Annotated in this window: 17 protein-coding genes, 1 tRNA gene and 1 pseudogene; 12 read left to right on the top strand and 7 right to left on the bottom strand. The window is 66.4% G+C overall.

Annotation, left to right across the window (positions count from 1 at the left end; all coding sequences use genetic code 11):
* Both GGR43_RS15640 and GGR43_RS15645 read right to left on the bottom strand, forming a co-directional pair.
* Nucleotides 1–418 (bottom strand): annotated as a pseudogene (locus GGR43_RS15640) (hypothetical protein); the annotation flags it as partial.
* Nucleotides 419–443: 25 nt separating this feature from the next.
* Nucleotides 444–1,199, bottom strand: coding sequence for a TrmH family RNA methyltransferase (locus tag GGR43_RS15645; protein WP_188072932.1), 756 nt, complete (start codon nt 1,197–1,199; stop codon nt 444–446).
* Between the two features lie 99 nt (nt 1,200–1,298).
* Between GGR43_RS15645 and GGR43_RS15650 the strand changes: the two genes are divergently transcribed.
* The 3 genes from GGR43_RS15650 to GGR43_RS15660 all read left to right on the top strand — a co-directional run bounded on the left by GGR43_RS15650 (nt 1,299) and on the right by GGR43_RS15660 (nt 3,540).
* Nucleotides 1,299–1,385: transfer RNA gene (locus GGR43_RS15650), tRNA-Tyr, on the top strand.
* Nucleotides 1,386–1,514: 129 nt separating this feature from the next.
* A complete protein-coding gene (locus GGR43_RS15655) occupies nt 1,515–1,835 on the top strand; it encodes a DMT family transporter (protein WP_188072933.1) in 321 nt (106 codons plus the stop codon).
* 172 nt (nt 1,836–2,007) lie between these two features.
* The gene (locus GGR43_RS15660; protein WP_246343823.1) at nt 2,008–3,540 is read left to right on the top strand and encodes a methyl-accepting chemotaxis protein; all 1,533 of its coding nucleotides are present in this window, start codon (nt 2,008–2,010) and stop codon (nt 3,538–3,540) included.
* 17 nt (nt 3,541–3,557) lie between these two features.
* Here the strand turns inward: GGR43_RS15660 and GGR43_RS15665 are convergent, their stop codons facing one another.
* Both GGR43_RS15665 and GGR43_RS15670 read right to left on the bottom strand, forming a co-directional pair.
* Nucleotides 3,558–4,148: a GNAT family N-acetyltransferase gene (locus GGR43_RS15665; protein WP_188072934.1), complete on the bottom strand. Its 591-nt coding sequence runs from the start codon at nt 4,146–4,148 to the stop codon at nt 3,558–3,560.
* Between the two features lie 11 nt (nt 4,149–4,159).
* Nucleotides 4,160–4,573, bottom strand: a complete 414-nt coding sequence (locus tag GGR43_RS15670) for a ketosteroid isomerase-related protein (protein WP_188072935.1) — start codon at nt 4,571–4,573, stop codon at nt 4,160–4,162.
* A 181-nt stretch (nt 4,574–4,754) separates the two neighbouring features.
* Here GGR43_RS15670 and GGR43_RS15675 point away from each other — a divergent pair, with 181 nt between their 5' ends.
* The 9 genes from GGR43_RS15675 (at nt 4,755) to GGR43_RS15715 (ending at nt 16,243) form a co-directional block, all read left to right on the top strand.
* Entirely contained in the window at nt 4,755–6,191 is a 1,437-nt protein-coding gene (locus GGR43_RS15675; protein WP_425502245.1) for a circularly permuted type 2 ATP-grasp protein, read from the top strand.
* Complete coding sequence (locus tag GGR43_RS15680) at nt 6,191–7,138, top strand: alpha-E domain-containing protein (RefSeq protein WP_188072937.1); 948 nt, start codon at nt 6,191–6,193, stop codon at nt 7,136–7,138. Before GGR43_RS15675 ends, GGR43_RS15680 begins: the two co-directional genes overlap by 1 nt.
* 57 nt (nt 7,139–7,195) lie before the next feature.
* Nucleotides 7,196–8,005 (top strand): transglutaminase family protein, encoded by an 810-nt coding sequence (locus GGR43_RS15685; RefSeq protein WP_188072938.1) that lies wholly within the window; start codon nt 7,196–7,198, stop codon nt 8,003–8,005.
* Nucleotides 8,006–8,047: 42 nt separating this feature from the next.
* Entirely contained in the window at nt 8,048–8,785 is a 738-nt protein-coding gene (locus GGR43_RS15690) for a proteasome-type protease (protein WP_188072939.1), read from the top strand.
* Nucleotides 8,786–8,915: 130 nt separating this feature from the next.
* Complete coding sequence (plsY, locus tag GGR43_RS15695; protein WP_246343824.1) at nt 8,916–9,527, top strand: glycerol-3-phosphate 1-O-acyltransferase PlsY; 612 nt, start codon at nt 8,916–8,918, stop codon at nt 9,525–9,527.
* Nucleotides 9,528–9,542: 15 nt separating this feature from the next.
* The gene (gene dprA, locus GGR43_RS15700) at nt 9,543–10,673 is read left to right on the top strand and encodes a DNA-processing protein DprA (RefSeq protein WP_188072940.1); all 1,131 of its coding nucleotides are present in this window, start codon (nt 9,543–9,545) and stop codon (nt 10,671–10,673) included.
* A 109-nt stretch (nt 10,674–10,782) separates the two neighbouring features.
* Nucleotides 10,783–13,344, top strand: coding sequence for a type I DNA topoisomerase (gene topA / locus GGR43_RS15705; protein ID WP_188072941.1), 2,562 nt, complete (start codon nt 10,783–10,785; stop codon nt 13,342–13,344).
* Nucleotides 13,345–13,517: 173 nt separating this feature from the next.
* On the top strand, nt 13,518–14,816 hold the full coding sequence (locus GGR43_RS15710; RefSeq protein WP_223177481.1) for a cyclic di-GMP phosphodiesterase: 1,299 nt from the start codon (nt 13,518–13,520) through the stop codon (nt 14,814–14,816).
* 266 nt (nt 14,817–15,082) lie between these two features.
* The gene (locus GGR43_RS15715) at nt 15,083–16,243 is read left to right on the top strand and encodes an acyltransferase family protein (protein WP_188072943.1); all 1,161 of its coding nucleotides are present in this window, start codon (nt 15,083–15,085) and stop codon (nt 16,241–16,243) included.
* On the opposite strand, the gene era is transcribed toward GGR43_RS15715, so the two are convergent.
* The 3 genes from era to lepB are packed head-to-tail and all read right to left on the bottom strand — an operon-like array spanning nt 16,179 to nt 18,603.
* Complete coding sequence (era, locus tag GGR43_RS15720) at nt 16,179–17,096, bottom strand: GTPase Era (RefSeq protein WP_188072944.1); 918 nt, start codon at nt 17,094–17,096, stop codon at nt 16,179–16,181. The two genes, GGR43_RS15715 and era, sit on opposite strands and share 65 nt — an antisense overlap.
* Nucleotides 17,093–17,803: a ribonuclease III gene (rnc, locus tag GGR43_RS15725; protein ID WP_188072945.1), complete on the bottom strand. Its 711-nt coding sequence runs from the start codon at nt 17,801–17,803 to the stop codon at nt 17,093–17,095. Before rnc ends, era begins: the two co-directional genes overlap by 4 nt.
* Complete coding sequence (gene lepB, locus GGR43_RS15730; protein ID WP_188072946.1) at nt 17,758–18,603, bottom strand: signal peptidase I; 846 nt, start codon at nt 18,601–18,603, stop codon at nt 17,758–17,760. The genes rnc and lepB overlap by 46 nt, the downstream gene beginning before the upstream one ends.
* Nucleotides 18,604–18,622: the final 19 nt, after the last annotated feature.

Below are 18,622 nucleotides of genomic sequence, written 5' to 3' on the forward strand. Positions count from 1 at the left end.
AGCGGACGGAGCGATAGCCTTCCTCCTTCGACAGGGCGTCGGCTATTTCCCGCATTTTGGTCAGCTTTTCCGCGCTTTCCGGCTTGTCCTCTCCGGCGGGGGCCGCATCGGCGGGCGGCGCTTCCCCGTCGCTCAGGGCGATTGGCCGGTAATAGGCGCTGGTCTGCCCCTCGTCGGTGGCGTCGCCGCCTTCCTCGCCATCGCCGCCTTCCTTGCCGCCGCTTTCGCCCAGTCCCTTGGACATGTCGTCCATGTCGGTGACGATGACCTCGCCCTTATAGGCGAAGGTGAAACTGCGGTCCGCCCGGATGTCGAGGGTCGAGACGAACTTGCCCGGACTCATGAGACAGGCCCCCAGCGTCAGCAGGGCGAGCGCGGCAAAGACCGCCTTCTTCATCCGTCCGCTCATATCCTTCATGATGGCGCCCCCCTTGCCGTGATTTCTATCGACCGGATGCCGCGTACAGCGCGATGGCCGCCGCGTTCGATACGTTGAGGCTTTCCATGCGCGGGCTGATCGGCAGCTTCGCGATGATGTCGCAATGGGCGATGCTGTTGTGGCGCAGTCCGTCGCCCTCGGCGCCCAGCACCAGCGCGACCTTGCCCACGCCTTCCAATGCTTCGCCGAGCGTCGCCCGCGCCTCGCCGTCGAGGCCGATTCGCCAATAGCCTGCCTCGGCGATCTCATCGAGCGCGCGGGCGAGGTTGACGACGCGCACCCACGGCATGATCTCCAGCGCGCCGCTCGCCGCGCGGGCGAGCACGCCCGATTCGGGCGGGGCGTGCCGGTCCTGCGTCACGATCGCCAGCGCATCGAACGCGGCGGCGGAGCGGAAGATGGCGCCGACATTGTGCGGATCCGTCACCTGGTCGAGCACGAGAATCGGGCGCGTCCTGCCGGGCGCGTCGTCGGCCCCTTCCTCCAGCACGTCGCCCAGCCAGACATCGGCCAGCGGCTCCACCTCCGCGACGATGCCCTGGTGCGGGGCGTCGGAGGGCACCATGCGGCCAAGATCGGCCACATCGGCATAGACGATCGGCAGAACCGGCGGCAATTCCAGCGAATTCAACGTCTCGCGCGTGCCCCAGATCTTGCGGATCACCCGATCCGGGTTGGCGAGAGCGGCCGTGACCGCGTGCCTTCCGTAAAGCCTGGGGTAGCCGCCTTTGGGTTTGCCGGTGCGATGTCCTCTTTTCATGTGCGCCTCTTTTCAGAAGAAGCATTGACAGGCAAGCCTCCTTTCGCCAATAGGCCCCCTCCAGCCGGTTGGCGACGCAAAGTCATCCGGTAAGGCGCTGGACAGGTGGCCGAGTGGTTAAAGGCAGCAGACTGTAAATCTGCCCGGGTTTCCCGTACGCTGGTTCGAATCCAGCCCTGTCCACCACCGCCCTTTCGGGTGGTTTTCGAGAGGGCGCGGCCCTCCTCCGCCAGATCCTTCCGGCATGCCGCCTCTTTCGGGTTTCCGGCCCGCATGCCCCGTTTCCGAGCCCGGCACAGGAAGAAGGAGCGCTGCATGGCGTGGCTTATCCTTGGGATCGCCGTTTTCACCGAAATCTGCTGGGCGCTCAGCCTCAAATGGGCCGCCACCGTCGGCAGCTGGCAGGCGTCGGCCGTTCCGATCGCCCTCAGCTTCGTGAACATGGCGCTGCTGGCGCTGGCGATGCGCGGGCTGCCCGCCGGGACGGCCTATGCGATCTGGACGGGGCTGGGGGCTGTCGGCGTCATCATCGGCGGCGCCATTCTGTTCGGGGACAAGGTCTCGCCGGTCCAGACAGGGTTCATGGCGCTCATCATCGTCGGGGTCGTCGGAACGAAGCTGTTCGCATCGTCCTGACAGGGGCCATCGCCTTTTCGCGATGACTTTTCAGCGCGATAGCCAAAGGCGGTTAATGGATCCTTTAGCTTTACCTGCCATTTTCCGGGGAAAGGTCGAATTGGAAGTCAGGAAGGGACCGGTCGCCTGTCGCGTCCGGCCCTGCGTGACCGGCCATAGCAGGATGAACAACATGCAGTCCGTGGGCGGCGAAACCACCAATCAACGTAAAGACAAGCCTTTCATCACCCTTTCACAGGCCAATTACCGGGCATTTCCGGGGGTCAAGCAGCTGATCGGGAAATATGCCGACCAGGCGCTCGAAAAGCTGTACGCGCAGATCGCGGCGCATGAGGATACCTCGCGCATCCTTTCCAACGACGAGCAACGCGCCCATGCCCGCTCGGCGCAGAAGAAGCATTGGGTGGAGCTGTTCTCCGGCCCGTTCGACGCGGCCACGGCCGCGCGGTCGGAACGGGTGGGCGAGGTCCATGCGCGGATCGGCCTGCCGCCCCATCTCTATATCGGCGGCTATGCGATGGTGCTGGAAGACATCATCATGAAGACGATGAGCCGCAGCGTGGTCGCCCGATTGAGCGGGAAACAGGCGGGCGCGCTGATCGGCACGCTGGTCAAGACCGCGCTCCTGGACATGGCGTCCGCGCTGTCCGCCTATTTCGCGGCGGAGGAAAGGGCGCGGCGTGAAACGATCGACATGGTCGGCGAGGCGCTGGCCAAGGTGTCGACCGGCGATCTGCGTGCGCAGCTCAGCGGCCTGCCCGAAGGCTTCAGCCGCATGACGGCGGATTTCCACGACATGCGCCGGCAGTTCAGCGACCTCATCTCTCAGCTGTCCAACGCTGCCGACAATATCGACACCGGCGTCGGCGAAATCAGCGCGGCGGCGAGCGATCTTGCCTCCCGCACCGAGCGGCAGGCGGAAATGCTGGCGCGCACCTCGGAGGTGATGCGGCAGATCACGCAGGGCGTCCAGACGACCGCCGCCAACGCCAAGCAGGTCGACGAAAGCGTGTCGGAAGCGAACCAGCAGGCGAAGCAGGGCGGCGAGATCGTCGATCACGCGGTCGCGGCCATGCACAAGATCAAGACCTCTTCCGAGGAGATCGCCCAGATCACCGAGGTGATCGAGGCGATCGCATTCCAGACCAACCTGCTCGCGCTCAACGCGGGCGTGGAGGCCGCGCGCGCGGGCGAGGCGGGCAAGGGCTTCGCCGTCGTCGCCAGCGAGGTGCGGGCACTGGCGCACCGTACCACGGAATCGGCCAAGGACATCAAGAGCCTGATCGGCAAGTCGAGCGAGGATGTGAAGCAGGGGGTCGATCTGGTCGACCGCACCGGCCAGGCGCTGGAACAGATCATCCGCAAGGTCAGCCAGGCGACGTCGCAGGCGCGGGAAATCGCCACGCTGGCGGACGAGCAGGCCAATGGCCTCAAGGACATCAGCGCCGACATAGAGCAGATGGACGTCACCACCCAGCAGAATGCGGCGATGGTCGAGGAATCCAACGCGGCGGCGCGCGCCCTTTCCGGCGAGGCGAGGCTGCTGACCCGGATCGTCGGGCGCTTCTCGCTGGAGCGGCGCGGCCTGCACCGGGTGTTGCAGGACCAGCGGGATAAGGAAGCGGCCGACGCCGCCGCCGAGGAGACGAGGCGGCATCCGCAGCCCCAGTCGCAGCCGCTGCGCCGGGTCGCCAACGGGCGCTGAGTGTCCTGCGGGTCTCGTTAAAGCGCCCGCATCCAGAATTGCATCGGATGCGGGGTTTCCCGCCGCTGGTCGATATCCTTCCAGTCGAAGGTGGTGACCAGCCCCTCCACCGCGCCATAGCCGCGCGCGCGCCAGAAGGGATGCAGGTCGCGCGCGCCTGCGGGCCGCAGCGGATGATCGGCGGGGCGGACCACCGCGCAGAAGCAGGCATGGCTGGCGCCGCCCTGCCGCGCCGCTTCCTCCCGCGCGTCGAAGAAGCCGTGGCCGATGCCCAGCCCTCGCCAGCCGGGCAGCAGCACGGATTCGCCGAAATAGAAAAGCCGGTCGATATCGAAGCCCCTGGCGACGAACGGGGCCTTGAACGCCTCCTTCTGCCCCCGCATCGGCGAGGCCGTGGCCGCGCCGACGATCGCGCCGTTCACCTCGGCCGTCACCAGCACCGCGCCGGGCTCGGCGATGAACTCCTCCAGATATTCCGCCTCGTAGCTTTCCGTCCCTTCGTAGAGATAGGGCCATTCCCGGAACACCTCGATGCGCAGGCGCGCGAGGGCGGGGAGGGCGGCGCGGCGTTCCTCCGGGTCGGTCAGGCTGCGGATGGTCGCGTTCATCGCACCTCCTTTCAGGAAACCTGCGCGATCCAGTCGGCAAGATTGTAATAGGTGGAAACCCGCGCGATGCGGCCGTCCTTCACCTCCAGAAAGGCGCCGGCGGGCAGCACATAGCTCTGGCCATGGGCGGGCGGCAGGCCTTCGTCGGCGCGCTTGTAGACGCCATGGACGGTGAACTCCGCCGCGACGCGCGTGCCGTCCGGATTGGCCATCAACACGATGTCGCGCAGCTGCTCTGAATAGGCCTCGTCCATCCGCGCCATGAACGCGCGAAAGGCCGGCTTGCCGGTCTCGCGCCCGCCCTGGTTGATGTCGTGGGCGATATCCTCGCTCAGGCAGCCGAGCATGGTCTCGACATCGCCGGCGTTGAACGCCGCATAATAGCGATCCGCAAGGGCGAGCGAGTCTTCATAAGGGTTCGGCATGATGGTCCACGGGCCTCTTGTTGTTTCGCCCGCGATAAAGGCAGATCGCCGCCTTTGTCCAGCGTGAGGATCGAGGCGGACGCGGAAACCGTCCCTGAAATCAAGGGGCCGGAAATTTATATTCGCACTTGCAGCAAAAAATGCAGAATCCATATTGCACAAAAGCTGCATATTGGTGACTATGCCTGTCATGGCGGGTGACAAGAGCTTCTTCGATGAGATGTTTGACGAGGCCGGCGTCCCCCGACATCCTTTCCGCTCCTATCACCGCTGGTTCGCCGATCAGGAGCCTGCCAAGCTGCTGAAGAAGGCGGCGGAGGCGGAGGATCTTTTCCGCAAGACCGGCATCACCTTCGCCGTCTACGGACAGGAGGACGCCGAGGAACGGCTGATCCCGTTCGACATTGTGCCGCGCATCATTTCCGCTTCCGAATGGACCCGCCTGTCGCGGGGCATCGAACAGCGGGTGCGGGCGATCAACGCCTTTCTCCACGACATCTACCACCGGCAGGAAATCGTCCGCGCGGGCCGCCTGCCCGAACATATGGTCAGCCGCAACACGGCCTTTCTCGACAGGATGATCGGGTTCACGCCGCCCGGCGGGGTGTACAGCCATATCATCGGCGTCGATCTGGTGCGCACCGGCCCGGACGAGTTCTACGCGCTGGAGGACAATGCCCGTACGCCGTCCGGCGTTTCCTACATGCTGGAAAACCGGGAAACCATGATGAGCATGTTTCCGGAGCTGTTTTCCCAGATCAAGATACGGCAGGTTTCCGACTATCCCAAGCGGCTGCGCCGCTCGCTCTCGGCCAGCGCGCCGAGGAAATGCGAAGGCGATCCCGTGCTCGCGGTGCTGACGCCCGGCAGCTTCAACAGCGCTTATTTCGAGCATGCGTTCCTGGCCGACCAGATGGGCGCGGAACTGGTCGAAGGGCATGATCTCCAGATCGTCGACGGGCGCGTCGCGATGCGCACCACCCAGGGCTATCGTCCGGTCGACGTGATCTACCGGCGGCTGGACGACGATTATCTCGACCCGTTGACCTTCCGGCCGGATTCGGTGCTGGGCGTGCCGGGGATCATGGATATCTACATGGCCGGCGGCGTCACCATCGCCAATGCGCCGGGCAGCGGGATAGCCGACGACAAGGCGATCTACAGCTATATCCCCGATATCGTGCGCTTCTACATGGGGGAGGAGCCGCTGCTCAGGAACGTGCCGACATGGCGCTGTTCGGAGCCGGACTCGCTCGCCTATGTGCTCGACAATCTTTCCGAGCTGGTGGTGAAGGAAGTCCATGGCTCCGGCGGCTACGGCATGCTGGTCGGCCCGGCGGCGAGCAAGCGGGAACTGGCGGCGTTCGCGGCGAAGCTGAAGCAGCGGCCGGAAAACTATATCGCCCAGCCGACGCTGGCGCTGTCGACCGTCCCGATCCTGACGAAAAAGGGGCTGGCGCCGCGCCATGTGGACCTGCGCCCGTTCGTGCTCGTCTCGCCCGACAGGGTGGAGATAACCCCCGGCGGGCTGACCCGCGTCGCGTTGAAGAAGGGGTCGCTGGTCGTCAATTCCAGCCAGGGCGGCGGCACCAAGGACAGCTGGGTTCTGGAGGACTGATGACGACGCTCGGCAAGACCGCTGGCGGCCTGTTCTGGATGTTCCGCTATCTGGAACGGAGCGAAAACCTCGCCCGGCTGATCGAGGCGGGCCTGCGCATCTCGCTGACGCGCGGCGGCGCGGCGGGGGAGGAGTGGCGCTCCATCATCACCACGGCGGGGCTTGGCGCCGCCTATGAGGAAACCGGCGGGGACTATGCCGCCCCGCAGGTCGTCAACTTCCTGTTGCGCGACCGGAGCCACGGCTGCTCCGTGCTGTGCATGATCGAGAATGCGCGGGACAACGGCCGGGTGGTGCGCACCGCGATCACGCGCGAGGTGTGGGAAGCGACCAACGAATGCTGCATCATGGCGCGCAGGATGCTCGCCCGCCCGGTGCGCGAGGCGGACCTGCCGGACATATTGGCGGCGATCCGGCGGCACAGCGCACTGGTGCGCGGCGCGCTGCACGGGACGATGCTGCGCAACGACATCTATAATTTCGCGCGGCTCGGCACCTTTCTGGAACGGGCGGACAACAGCGCGCGCATATTGGACGTGAAATATTATCTGCTGCTGCCCAGCATCGCCCATGTCGGGTCGCTGATGGACAACAACCAGTGGGAAACGGTGCTGCGGTCGCTGTCGGCGCTGCACAGCTTCCGCTGGCTCAACCCCGGCGATCCCAAGCCGATCGACATTGCCCGCTTCCTGATCCTCGACGGGCGCTTCCCCCGCTCGATCATCTTCTGCATCCGCAAGATGCACGAAAATCTGCACTGGCTGGAACGGGAATATGGGGACAGGCTGGTCAGCCAGGACCTGGCGCGGCAGGTGCTCGACCAGATAGAGCAGGCGTCGATCGAGCGGATATTCGAAGGCGGCCTGCACGAATTCCTGCAAACCTTCATGATCGGGAACCGGCAGCTCGCCGAGCAGATCGAACGGGATTATCGTTTCACCGGCTAGGGAAGCGGCGTCGCTTTCCGGTCATTTCGTCCAGCTCCGCGCCGATGGAGGAAAGAAATGAAGATAGCGATCCGCCACAGCACGACCTATCATTTCGACCAGCCGGTGCCCTATGCGCTGCAACGGCTGCGGCTGATGCCGAAGCATTGGGCGGGCCAGCGGATACTGTACTGGGACATGCGGGTCGAGGGTGGAAGGTGCGAGGCGGAATATGAGGACCCCCATCTCAACCATGTCGCGCTGGTCCGGGTGGAAAGCGGCGTGGAGGAGGTGCATGTCGAATGCACCGGCGAGGTGGAGACGGACCCCGCTTTCCATGGCGTCGTCGGCCCCCATCGCGGCTATGCGCCGCTCTGGCTGTTCCGCCAGCAGACGGCGCTGACCAGAGCCGGGGCGGAGGTCGGCGCGCTCGCCCAGAAGGCGAGGGGCGCGGGCGGGGACAACGATATCGCCCGCCTGCACGAGCTTTCCGCGCTGGTCCTTTCGCAGGTGCGCTACGAGGTCGGGGCGACCGATGCCGCCACCACGGCGGAGGATGCGGCGCGCAGGCAGGCGGGCGTCTGTCAGGACCATGCGCATATCTTCATTTCCGCCGCGCGCCTGCTCGGCTATCCGGCGCGCTATGTCAGCGGCTATCTCTTCATGGAGGACCGGCCGGAACAGGAGGCGGGCCATGCCTGGGCGGAAGCCTATGTCGATGCGCTCGGCTGGGTGGGCTTCGACATCTCCAACGGCATCAGCCCGGACGAGCGCTATGTCCGCGTCGCGACCGGGCGCGACTATGCGGAGGCCGCGCCGATCCGGGCGCTGTCGTTCGGCGCGCGCGATCACGACATGGTCGTGAACTTGCGGGTCGACCAGCAATAGCGCATGAGGAGCGCGTCGCATAATTACAGAGGGTAGCAGCAGATGACCTATTGCGTTGGCATGCAGATCGACGCCGGGCTGATCTTCATGTCGGATACGCGGACCAACGCCGGGGTCGACAACATCTCGACCTTTCGCAAGATGTACAGTTGGGAAACCCCCGGCGAGCGCGTCGTCACCATCATGGCCGCGGGCAATCTCGCCACCACCCAGTCGGTCATCAGCCAGTTGGGGGAACGCGACAAGCGCCCGCAGGAGGACCGCCCGTCGCTGCTCCGCGCGCGCAGCATGTTCGCGATCGCCAACATCATCGGCGAGACGCTGCGCGACACGATCCGGGGGGATGCCCTTTCGGGCGAGACGGCGGAAAGCCAGTTCGGTGCGACCTTCATCGTCGGCGGGCAGATCAGGGGCCTGCCGCCCCGCCTGTTCCTGGTCTATCCCGAAGGCAATTTCATCGAGGCGACGCCCGACACGCCCTTTTTCCAGATCGGCGAAACCAAATATGGCCGTCCCATCCTCGTGCGCGCCTACGACCCGCAGATGAGCTTCGCCGACGCCGCCAAGCTGCTGATGGTGTCGTTCGATTCGACGCTGAAGGCGAACCTGACGGTCGGCCTGCCCTTCGACATGCAGATCGTGCCGGTCGATCAATGCCGGATCGGTTTCGAAACCCGCATCCAGGCGGACGACCCCTATTTCAACGAGATTTCGAGAAGCTGGGGCAATGCGCTGAAGCAGGCGTTCCGTTCGCTTCCGCCTTATGATCTGCCCCTCTGAGCGGCCCGCCCGTCCGGCGCGCGGGACGAAATCGCTTAACCGCTTGCGCTTGATCGCGCGCCATCTATGATCGCGCGTCCGGTTGGGGGAAGATCATCCGGGAAATGATGGGCAATCCGGGAATTGATGGATGAGTTTTTGGCATACGCCCGTTTTCGTGATGGCATTGGGCTATCTGCTGGGATCGATACCGTTCGGCGTGCTGCTGACCCGCATCGGCGGCGCGGGGGACCTGCGGCGGATCGGATCGGGCAATATCGGCGCGACCAACGTGCTGCGGACCGGGCGCAAGGGGCTGGCGGCGGCGACGCTGCTGCTCGATCTGGGCAAGGGCGCGGCGGCGGTGCTGCTGGGCGCGCATCTGCTGGGCGCCGATGCGCTCGCCAATGGCGGGGCGATGGCGGGGGTGATGGCGTTCATCGGCCATTGCTATCCGGTCTGGCTGCGCTTCGCCGGGGGCAAGGGCGTGGCGACGATGATGGGCGTATGCCTGGCGCTGGCGTGGCAGATCGGCCTGATTTTCGCGATCGTCTGGGTCGGCATGATCGCCCTTACCCGCATTTCATCGGCGGGCGGGATATGCGCGGGCCTTGCCGGGCCGATCGCCTGCATCGGGCTGGGCAGGCTCGACCTGTTCGCCCCGGTGGCGTCCATGGCGCTGATCCTGCTGTGGCGGCATCGCGCCAATATCGGCCGCCTGCTGCGGGGCGAGGAGCCGTGCATCGGCGGGGCCAAGGCCTGACCGGCCCTTTCTGACATGGATCAGGAGCGTTTCGACCGGATCCGGCTCGCCCGTTCGGAAGGGATCGGCCCGGCCGGATATCGCCGGGCGCTGGACCGGTTCGGCAGCGCGGGCGAAGCGCTGCGTCTGCTGCCGGGCCTCGCCGGGCGCGCGGCGGGCAGGCCGATGCAGCCCGCCGACGAGCGCCGCATCGAGCGGGAGATCGCGCGGGCCGACGCGCTGGGCGCATCCTGGCTGATCCTCGGCGACAGCGATTATCCCGCGCTGCTGGCCGGGATTGCCGACGCGCCGCCGCTGCTGATGCTGCGCGGCGACCGGGCGCTGCTGCATGGGCCCTGCGTGGCGATGGTGGGCGCGCGCAACGCCTCGGCCGCCGCCGGACGCATCGCGCGCTGGCTGGCGCGGGATCTGGCGCTGGCCGGGCATGTCGTCGTCTCCGGCCTCGCAAGGGGCGTCGATACCGCCGCGCATCAGGGCGCGCTGACGGTGGAGCCGGCCCGCACCATCGCGGTCATCGCCAGCGGCATCGACATCGCCTATCCGCCCGAAAATGCCACGCTTCAGGAACGGATCGCGCGCGAAGGGCTGCTGGTCGCCGAGCAGCCGCCGGGCGCAGAGCCGCGCGCGCGGAACTTCCCCTTCCGCAACCGCATCATCGCGGGCCTTTCGGCAGCGACGCTGGTGGTGGAGGCCGCGCCCAAATCCGGCTCGCTCATCACCGCAAGGCTGGCGGGGGACTATGGGCGGGAGGTGCTGGCGGTGCCCGGTTCCCCGCTCGATCCGCGTGCGCATGGCTGCAACGAGCTGATCCGCGCCGGGGCGACTCTGGTCCAGTCGGCCGCCGATGTGATCGAGGCGATCTCGCCCTTCGCGATGCGGCAGCCGACCCTTCCGCTGGAGGCGGCGCCGCGACCGCGCCCGGCGGCGGCCCCATCCGCGCCCGTCCCGGCGGCGGGCGGGGAGAACGGGGCGGGCGGCAGGGACGTGCTCGGCCTGCTGGGGCCGGTTCCGGTGCCAGTGGACGAACTGATCCGCCAGTCGGGCCTCGACCCTTCGGCGGTGCAGACGATGCTGCTGGACCTGGAGCTGGCCGGGCGGCTGGAGCGGCACCCCGGCGCCCGCGTCGCGTTGCGTCCCGCATCATGAAAAGCGCATCGCCGCGCTATTGTCATCTGTTCATGTCATGGCGACTTGACGCGGACGCCCAGCATCCTACACCCTCGCGCGCACGTTAAAGGACCGGAACCGTCTATCCATGAAGCTTGTCATCGTCGAATCTCCGGCCAAGGCCAAGACCATCGAGAAATATCTGGGGAGCGGCTATCATGTGCTCGCCTCCTATGGCCATGTGCGCGACCTGCCGCCCAAGGACGGCTCGGTGAACCCCGACGAGGGCTTCGCGATGAGCTGGGAGAATTACGGCGACAAGGGCAAGCAGCTCAAGCTCATCACCGATGAAGCGAAGAAGGCGGACGCGCTGATCCTCGCCACCGACCCCGATCGCGAGGGCGAGGCGATCAGCTGGCACGTGCAGGAGGTGCTGAAGGCGAAGAAGGCGCTGCCCAGGGATGTGGAGCGCGTCACCTTCAACGCGATCACCAAGCAGGCCGTGACCGAGGCGATGGCGCATCCGCGCGAGCTGGACCACGACCTGATCGACGCCTATCGCGCCCGCCGCGCGCTCGATTATCTGGTGGGCTTCACCCTGTCGCCGGTGCTGTGGCGCAAGCTGCCCGGCGCCAAGTCGGCGGGCCGCGTCCAGTCGGTCGCGCTGCGCCTCGTCGTCGAGCGCGAGCGCGAGATCGAGACGTTCGTGGCGCAGGAATATTGGTCCGTCGCCGCCGAGATGGAGCAGGACGGACGCAGCTTCACCGCCCGTCTGGTGAAGTGGAAGGGCCAGAAGATCGACCGCCTGACCATCGGCAAGGAGGGCGACGCGCTCGCCGCCAAGGCCGATGTGGAGGCGGGGCGCTTCACCGTCGAGAGCGTCGAGACGAAGCCCGTCACGCGCAATCCTCCGCCGCCCTTCACCACCTCGACGCTGCAACAGGAGGCCGCGCGCAAGCTGGGCTTCTCGGCCAGCCATACGATGCGGATCGCGCAGGCGCTTTATGAGGACGGCGCGATCACCTATATGCGGACCGACGGCGTGCAGATGGACGGCAGCGCCATTTCCGCCGCGCGCCGGGCGATCGCGGATCGCTATGACGGCGGCTATCTGCCCGACAAGCCGCGCCAGTACCAGACCAAGGCGAAGAACGCGCAGGAGGCGCACGAGGCGATCCGCCCGACCGATTTCGGCAAGGAGCGGGCGGGTAGCGGCGATCATGCGAGGCTCTACGACCTCATCTTCAAGCGCGCGCTGGCGAGCCAGATGGCGAGCGCCCGGCTGGAGCGCACGACGGTCGAGCTGCTCGACGGCACCGGCCAGCACGGCTTGCGCGCGACCGGGCAGGTGGTGATCTTCCCCGGCTTCCTCTCGCTGTACGAGGAAGGGCGGGATGATGCGAAACAGGCCGCCGCCGATGGGGACGAGGACGACAGCAAGCTGTTGCCGCGCCTCTCGGCAGGCGACACCCCCGCGAAGAAGGCGGTGACGGCGGAGCAGCATTTCACACAGCCGCCGCCGCGCTATTCCGAGGCCAGCCTCGTCAAGCGGCTGGAGGAGCTGGGCATCGGCCGCCCGTCCACCTACGCCTCGACCATCCAGGTGCTGAAGGACCGCGATTATGTCCGCGTCGAGAAGAACCGCTTCTTCGCGGAGGAAAGCGGGCGGCTGGTGACGGCCTTCCTCGAACGCTTCTTCGATCGCTATGTCAGCTACGACTTCACGGCGGGCCTTGAAGAGGAGCTGGACGATATTTCCGGCGGGCGGGCGCAATGGCAGGAGGTGCTGGAGGCGTTCTGGCGCGACTTCAAGCCCAAGACCGCCGAAGTGATGGACAAGAAGCCGTCCGACGTGACGGCGGAGCTGGACAAGTTCCTGGAGCCGCTGCTGTTCCCGGACAAGGGCGACGGGTCCGACCCGCGCGCCTGCCCGATGTGCGCGGACGGGCGGCTGTCGCTGCGCGGTGGGCGCTTCGGCGCGTTCATCGCCTGCTCCAACTATCCAGACTGCAAGTTCACCCGCAAATTCGGCCAGCCCGGCGGCGCGGGCGAGACGGACAGCGGGCCGGAGATATTGGGGCAGGACCCGGAAACGGGCGAGGATATCGTCCGCAAGTCCGGCCGTTTCGGCCCCTATATCGAGATGGGGTCCGGCAAGGAGGCGAAGCGCGCCTCCATCCCCAAGGATCTGGGCGAGGACGGGCTGACGCTCGACTGGGCGGTGAAGCTGCTGTCGTTGCCGCGCACCATCGGTAACCATCCCGAAACCGGCCAGCCGATCGTCGCGAGCATCGGCCGCTACGGCCCCTATCTGGCGCATGACGGCAAATATGCGCGGCTGTCCTCCACCGCCGAGGTGTTTGACACCGGCATGAACGCGGCGGTGGTGAAGCTGGCCGAGGCGGCGGAAAAGGGCCCGCGCCGGGGCGGCGCCTCGCGCGAGCCGCTCAAAACGCTGGGCAAGCATCCGCGCACCGAGGCCGAGATCCGGCTGATGGAAGGGCGCTATGGTCCCTATGTCACCGACGGCACGACCAATGCGACTCTGCCCAAGACGGTCGCGCCTGATGCGCTGACTCTGGAAGAAGCCGCCCAGTTGATCGACGATCGCGCGGCGAAAGGCGGGGCAGGCAAGAAAAAAACCAAAAAAGCAGCCGCAAAAAAAGCGCCCGCCAAGTCTTCTGCCAAGGCAAAGAAAGCAAAGGAATAATTTCTTGCCGAGCACTATATTGCGCGGCGTCATTGGCCGAAAATGGGGCAAATGCGCGCTTGCGGGGTAAGATTTTGTTTAGCCGTGCTGGCATAACCATCGTCTGAACCGCCCCCGGATGCAGGCTTGCCCTTGGCTGTCTGGACCGGAGGCGGACTGGACGGCGCGGGTAGATGTTTCACAAGATTTCATGCGACCAGGTGAAGATGGGCATGTACATCAGGAGCTTCGGCGGCTCCTGGTTCGGTCATCCCTTCTGGCGCGCCCGGTTCCTCCTGACCTCCGCCGAGGATGTCGAACGCGTCCGTCTCTCCGGCGTTCCCTATGTGCTGATCGATGACGAGCGCGGATTGGGCCCCGAAGAACTGGCCCGGCCTGCGGCGTCGTCCCTGCCGCAAGGCGGCGTCCGCGCCGCTTTCAGGGGGATGGAAACGGAAAGGCCGATGGTGTCGGCGGCGCGGCGCATCGCCCGTCCGCGCGCGTCGGGCGCGATGGGGCCGGGGCAGAACCAGCGCGAGGCCGGCGAGCAGAAAGCCGCCGCCGCGCTCGTCAACCGCTCGAAAAAGGTGGTGAAGGCGCTGTTCGAGGGCGCCCGCATGGGCCGTCCGGTCAAGGTAGCCGACGCTCTGCCGGTCGTCGACGAGGTCACGGCGGCGGTGCTGCGCAACCGCCGGGCGCTGCTGAAGGTGATCCGCCTCAAGACCAAGGACGAATATACCTATTTCCACTCGGTCGCGGTGTGCACGCTCATGCTCAACATGGCGTTCCATCTCGGCATGGATGAGGATGTGGCGAAGGATTTCGGCCTTGCCGGGCTGCTGCACGATCTGGGCAAGATGGGCGTGCCCGAGGAAATCCTCAACAAGCCCGCGAGCCTCAGCGACGAGGAGATGGCGGTGATGCGCGGGCACCCCGGCCATGGCTATCAACTGCTGGCGGATATCGCCGAAATGCCCGCGGTGGTCCTCGATGCGGTGTACCAGCATCATGAGAGGATCGATGGCACGGGCTATCCGGTCGGCCTGAAAGGCGACGAAATCGGGCTGGCGGGGCGGCTGTGCGCGATCTGCGACATCTATGACGCGCTGACCTCGCAGCGCCCCTACAAGGCCGCCAGTTCCCCCGCCGAGGCGATCGCGACGATGTGGGGGTGGCAGGGGCATCTCGACCGCAAGCTGCTCTTTTCCTTCATGCAGAGCATCGGCGTTTTCCCCGCAGGCGCGCTGGCCCGCCTGCGCAGCAACCGGCTGGGCATCGTGCTGGATGCCGGAAAGCGCAACGCCAGGCCGCGCGTGCTGGCCTTCTATTGCGCGCGCGAGCTGGAGTTTCTGGAACCGGATATCGCGATCATCGACGACAGCCTCGCGGCCGATCAGGTCGTTTCCCTCGAAAACCCGCTGCACTGGGCGTTCGAGGACTGGGCTGGGCTGTCGGAAAAGCTGATGAAAGGTGCGAAAAGGCAGGCAGCCTGAGCCTCCGGCCTCTCCGGGCGGGTGGCGGCGGGGTGGCGCCTCCTTCTTCCTTCTGATAGGGCGGCGTCCGGTATAACAGGCCGGATGCGACGGGCCGTGGCGTCAGGACAGCGGGCGGAATGCCCGTTGCGGAACGCCGGGGCAGACAGGAGGGTTTATCTTCCGTGTCGCAAACCGGATCGGGACAGGCCGGAAAAACAGGCCCGGATGAAGAGAGAGTGACGGAAAAGCAGGCAACCCCCACCCCCCGCGAGCATCATTGGGATATGTTGAGGGCGGCCCTGATGCTGCTGGGCATCCCCTTCCACGTGTTCATGTCCTACCGCGCCGGTCAGGTCTGGATCGTCCAGTCCGGGGAAGGCGCGGCGGCCTATACCTACGCGGCGGAGTTCATCCACCTGTTCCGCATGCCTGCTTTCTTCGTGGTCGCGGGCTATTTCGCCGCTCTGCTGCTCGCCCGGCGCGAGGCCGGGGCCTGGCTGAAGGGGCGCATGACGCGTCTCGCCATTCCGTTCGTTACCTGCCTGCTGCTGCTCAATCCGGTGATGAACCTCTTTTGCGAACTGTCGGTCTATCCCCCGGCGCAGGCATGGCGCAGCTTCCTGTACAACAGCGCCACGTCGGGCGGCTATTGGGTGCGGCACCTCTGGTTCATCATCGTGCTGCTCTATTTCTGCGCCATTGCCGCGCTTTGCGTGAAGGCGCGCCCTTCGTGGAAAGCCGCCGTCCTGCCCGCGCGGATCGACCGGCGGCTGGCGCGTCGCCTGCTGCCGGTGCTGGTCGCGGTCGCGCTGGCGACAGGGCTGTGGGAGGCGGTCGCGGTGGAGGCTTTCTACATGGCGGGCCTCGCGACGAACCTGCCGCAGCAGATCCTCCGGCTGGACGAGGTAATCCAATATGCGCCGTGGTTCCTGATGGGCGTGGTGCTGGCGCGGGCACCGATGATGCGGGAGGAGCTCTACCGCTTTTCCGCGCCGATGGCGGCGATCGCGGCGCTGGCGACCGGCGCGAGCCTGATCCTGATGGGCCATCTGGGGCCGATGCAGGGGCGCTTCCTCGCCACCATCGCCGCGCTGTTCCTGACCCAATGCGCGATCGCCGCCTGCAAGCAACTGGCCGACCGCCCGCACCGGCCGGTCATGCGGCTGGTCGATGCCTCCTTCGCCATCTACCTGTTCCACATGCCGGTGATCATCGGGCTGGTGCTGGCGGGCAAATATCTCGCCATGCCGCTGGGGCTGAAGGCCGGGCTGGTGCTGGCGGCGGCGTTCGCGTTGTCCTGGGGCGCCTGGGCGGTCGTCAGCCGCTCGCGGGTCCTGCTGTTCCTGTTCGACGGCCGGACGCAGGTTCGCGGGGCGGGGGCTATTCCACCCAGTCCAGTCCTATATCCCTATAGACGTTGCGATCCTCGTCCCAGCCTTCCTTGACCTTCACATGCAGGTAGAGGTGCACCGGGCAGCCCAATAGCGCGGCAAGCTCCGCGCGGGAGCGGGAGCCGATTTCCTTCAGCCGCTGGCCGCCCTTGCCCAGCACGATCGCGCGCTGGCTGGGCCGGGCGACGAGGATCTGCTGGTGGATTTCCACCGATCCGTCCTCGCGCTCCTTATATTGCTCTGTCTCGACCGCCGCCGCATAGGGCAGCTCGGCGTGGAGCTGGTGATAGATCTGCTCGCGCGTGATCTCGGCCGAGAGCATGCGGTCGGTCGCGCTCGACACCTGATCGGCGGGGAAATGCCACGGCCCCTGCGGCATCATCGCGGCCAGTGCCGCCTTCATTTCGGCAATGCCGTCGCCGGTCGCGGCGCTGACGAAGAAGGTTTCCTGAAACGCGACCTTCTCGTGCAGCCGCTGGGTGTGCTGGAGCAGCTTGCCCTTGTCGGCGATATCGACCTTGTTGAGGATGAGGATCTTCGGCTCGCGCCGGTCGGCCAGCCCCTCGACGATGCGGTCGACCTTGGCGCCGAGGCCGGTCTTGCTGTCGATGACCAGCGCGATCAGGTCCGCATCCTGCACGCCGCCCCATGCCGCCTGCACCATCGCGCGGTCGAGCCTGCGCTGTGGCGCGAAGATGCCCGGCGTGTCGACCAGCACGATCTGCGCGTCCCCTGCCAGCGCGACGCCGAGCACGCGGGTGCGCGTCGTCTGCGCCTTGGGGCTGGTGATCGCGACCTTCTGGCCGACCAGCGCGTTGACCAGCGTGGACTTGCCCGCATTGGGCGCGCCCAGCACGGCGACCACGCCGCAGCGCTGCCGGTCGAGAGGGGGTTCTGTCGTCGTCATCTCAATTGTTCCATCAGGGCGCGGGCGGCGGCGGTTTCGGCTTCCTGCTTGGAAGCGCCGGTGGCGCTCGCCTCGCCGACATTGTGAATATGCACGCGCACGGTGAAGCGCGGATTATGCGGCGGGCCGCTGCGGTCGATCAACTGATATTCGGGCGTGCGCCGCTTGTGCGCGGCCGCCCATTCCTGCAACGCCGACTTGGGGTGCTTGGGCGCCTGATCGATGCCGTCCACCCGGCCCGCCCACAGGCGGCGGATGAACGCCCGCGCTTCCTCTATCCCGCCGTCGAGATAGAGCGCGCCGATCAGCGCCTCCATCATGTCGCCGAGCACATTGGCGCTGTCGGTCGCGCCGTCGTCGCGGGCCTGCTTGCCGAGGATCATGTGCGGCTGGATGCCGATGCCGCGCGCGATTTCCGCGCAGACCTCGCCCGACACGATCTGGTTGAAGCGGGCGGACAGCTTGCCCTCCGGCTCGGCCGGGTACAGCTCGAACAGCCATTCGCCGATGACGAGACCCAATATCCGGTCGCCGAGAAATTCCAGCCGCTCATAATGATCTGGCGAGGCGCTGCCATGGGTCAGCGCCTGCGTGAACAGCGCCGCTTTGCGGGGCTGGCGTCCGATCAGCCCGGCGATCCACTCTTTCCGGGCGTCCTCGCTCAAAAGCCTTCCCCGATGCGGTTGAAGCGCGCCGCGCTCACCCATGTCCAGGGCAGCAGCCAGTTGGCGCTGCCGTCGGTCGAAAAGACGGTGAAGAGCGCCTTGCCGACGAGGTTCTGTTCCGGGACGAGGCCGATGCCGCCGCCGACCTCGGCCGGGAAGCGGCTGTCGGCGCTGCGGTCGCGATTGTCGCCCATCAGGAACAGCCGCCCTTCGGGCACGACCACCGGATCGCGATTGTCGGCCGGGCCGTCGCCCACCACGTCGAGCACATTATAGCTTTTCCCGCCGGGCAGGGTTTCGCGATATTGCGGATAGCGGCAATAGCGCCCGCCGTCGCGCTCTTCCTCGAATTCCGGGCGGAAGCACGGGCTCATGCCGCCTTCCTTGCGGGTGGCGTCGATCATGTTCTGCGTGACGGGGATCACCAGATCCGCGATCTTCTGCCGCTGGACCGGCTTGCCGTTCAGGATGACCTGGCCGTCGCGAATTTCGATGATGTCGCCGGGCAGGCCGATCACCCGCTTGATATAATCCTGGCTCTGGGCCGGCGGCGCCTTGAACACGGCGACGTCGCCGCGCTGCGGCGTGCTGGCGAAGACGCGGCCGGGGATCAGCGGCAGGCTGAACGGCAGCGAATAGCGCGAATAGCCATAGGGCCATTTGGCGACGATCAGATAATCGCCGATCAGCAGCCGGGGCTGCATCGATTCCGACGGAATGTTGAACGGCGCGACGATGAAGCTGCGCAGCACGAACACGAACAGCGCCAGCTTCACCAGAAAGGTCAGAAATTCGCGTGTTTCGGATTTTTCGCCGGCAGCCGCCTTGGGATTTTCAGCCACGCCTCGTTCTTCAGCCACA

Origin of the sequence: Sphingobium jiangsuense, from assembly GCF_014196495.1 — a bacterium.
Lineage (GTDB): Bacteria > Pseudomonadota > Alphaproteobacteria > Sphingomonadales > Sphingomonadaceae > Sphingobium > Sphingobium jiangsuense.

Coding starts and splice junctions, on each gene's coding strand:
- GGR43_RS15645 (WP_188072932.1), bottom strand. CDS start 1,199: ATGAAAAGAGGACATCGCACCGGCAAACCCAAAGGCGGCTACCCCAGG.
- GGR43_RS15655 (WP_188072933.1), top strand. CDS start 1,515: ATGGCGTGGCTTATCCTTGGGATCGCCGTTTTCACCGAAATCTGCTGG.
- GGR43_RS15660 (WP_246343823.1), top strand. CDS start 2,008: ATGCAGTCCGTGGGCGGCGAAACCACCAATCAACGTAAAGACAAGCCT.
- GGR43_RS15665 (WP_188072934.1), bottom strand. CDS start 4,148: ATGAACGCGACCATCCGCAGCCTGACCGACCCGGAGGAACGCCGCGCC.
- GGR43_RS15670 (WP_188072935.1), bottom strand. CDS start 4,573: ATGCCGAACCCTTATGAAGACTCGCTCGCCCTTGCGGATCGCTATTAT.
- GGR43_RS15675 (WP_425502245.1), top strand. CDS start 4,755: ATGCCTGTCATGGCGGGTGACAAGAGCTTCTTCGATGAGATGTTTGAC.
- GGR43_RS15680 (WP_188072937.1), top strand. CDS start 6,191: ATGACGACGCTCGGCAAGACCGCTGGCGGCCTGTTCTGGATGTTCCGC.
- GGR43_RS15685 (WP_188072938.1), top strand. CDS start 7,196: ATGAAGATAGCGATCCGCCACAGCACGACCTATCATTTCGACCAGCCG.
- GGR43_RS15690 (WP_188072939.1), top strand. CDS start 8,048: ATGACCTATTGCGTTGGCATGCAGATCGACGCCGGGCTGATCTTCATG.
- plsY (WP_246343824.1), top strand. CDS start 8,916: ATGAGTTTTTGGCATACGCCCGTTTTCGTGATGGCATTGGGCTATCTG.
- dprA (WP_188072940.1), top strand. CDS start 9,543: ATGGATCAGGAGCGTTTCGACCGGATCCGGCTCGCCCGTTCGGAAGGG.
- topA (WP_188072941.1), top strand. CDS start 10,783: ATGAAGCTTGTCATCGTCGAATCTCCGGCCAAGGCCAAGACCATCGAG.
- GGR43_RS15710 (WP_223177481.1), top strand. CDS start 13,518: ATGTTTCACAAGATTTCATGCGACCAGGTGAAGATGGGCATGTACATC.
- GGR43_RS15715 (WP_188072943.1), top strand. CDS start 15,083: ATGTTGAGGGCGGCCCTGATGCTGCTGGGCATCCCCTTCCACGTGTTC.
- era (WP_188072944.1), bottom strand. CDS start 17,096: ATGACGACGACAGAACCCCCTCTCGACCGGCAGCGCTGCGGCGTGGTC.
- rnc (WP_188072945.1), bottom strand. CDS start 17,803: ATGGGTGAGCGCGGCGCGCTTCAACCGCATCGGGGAAGGCTTTTGAGC.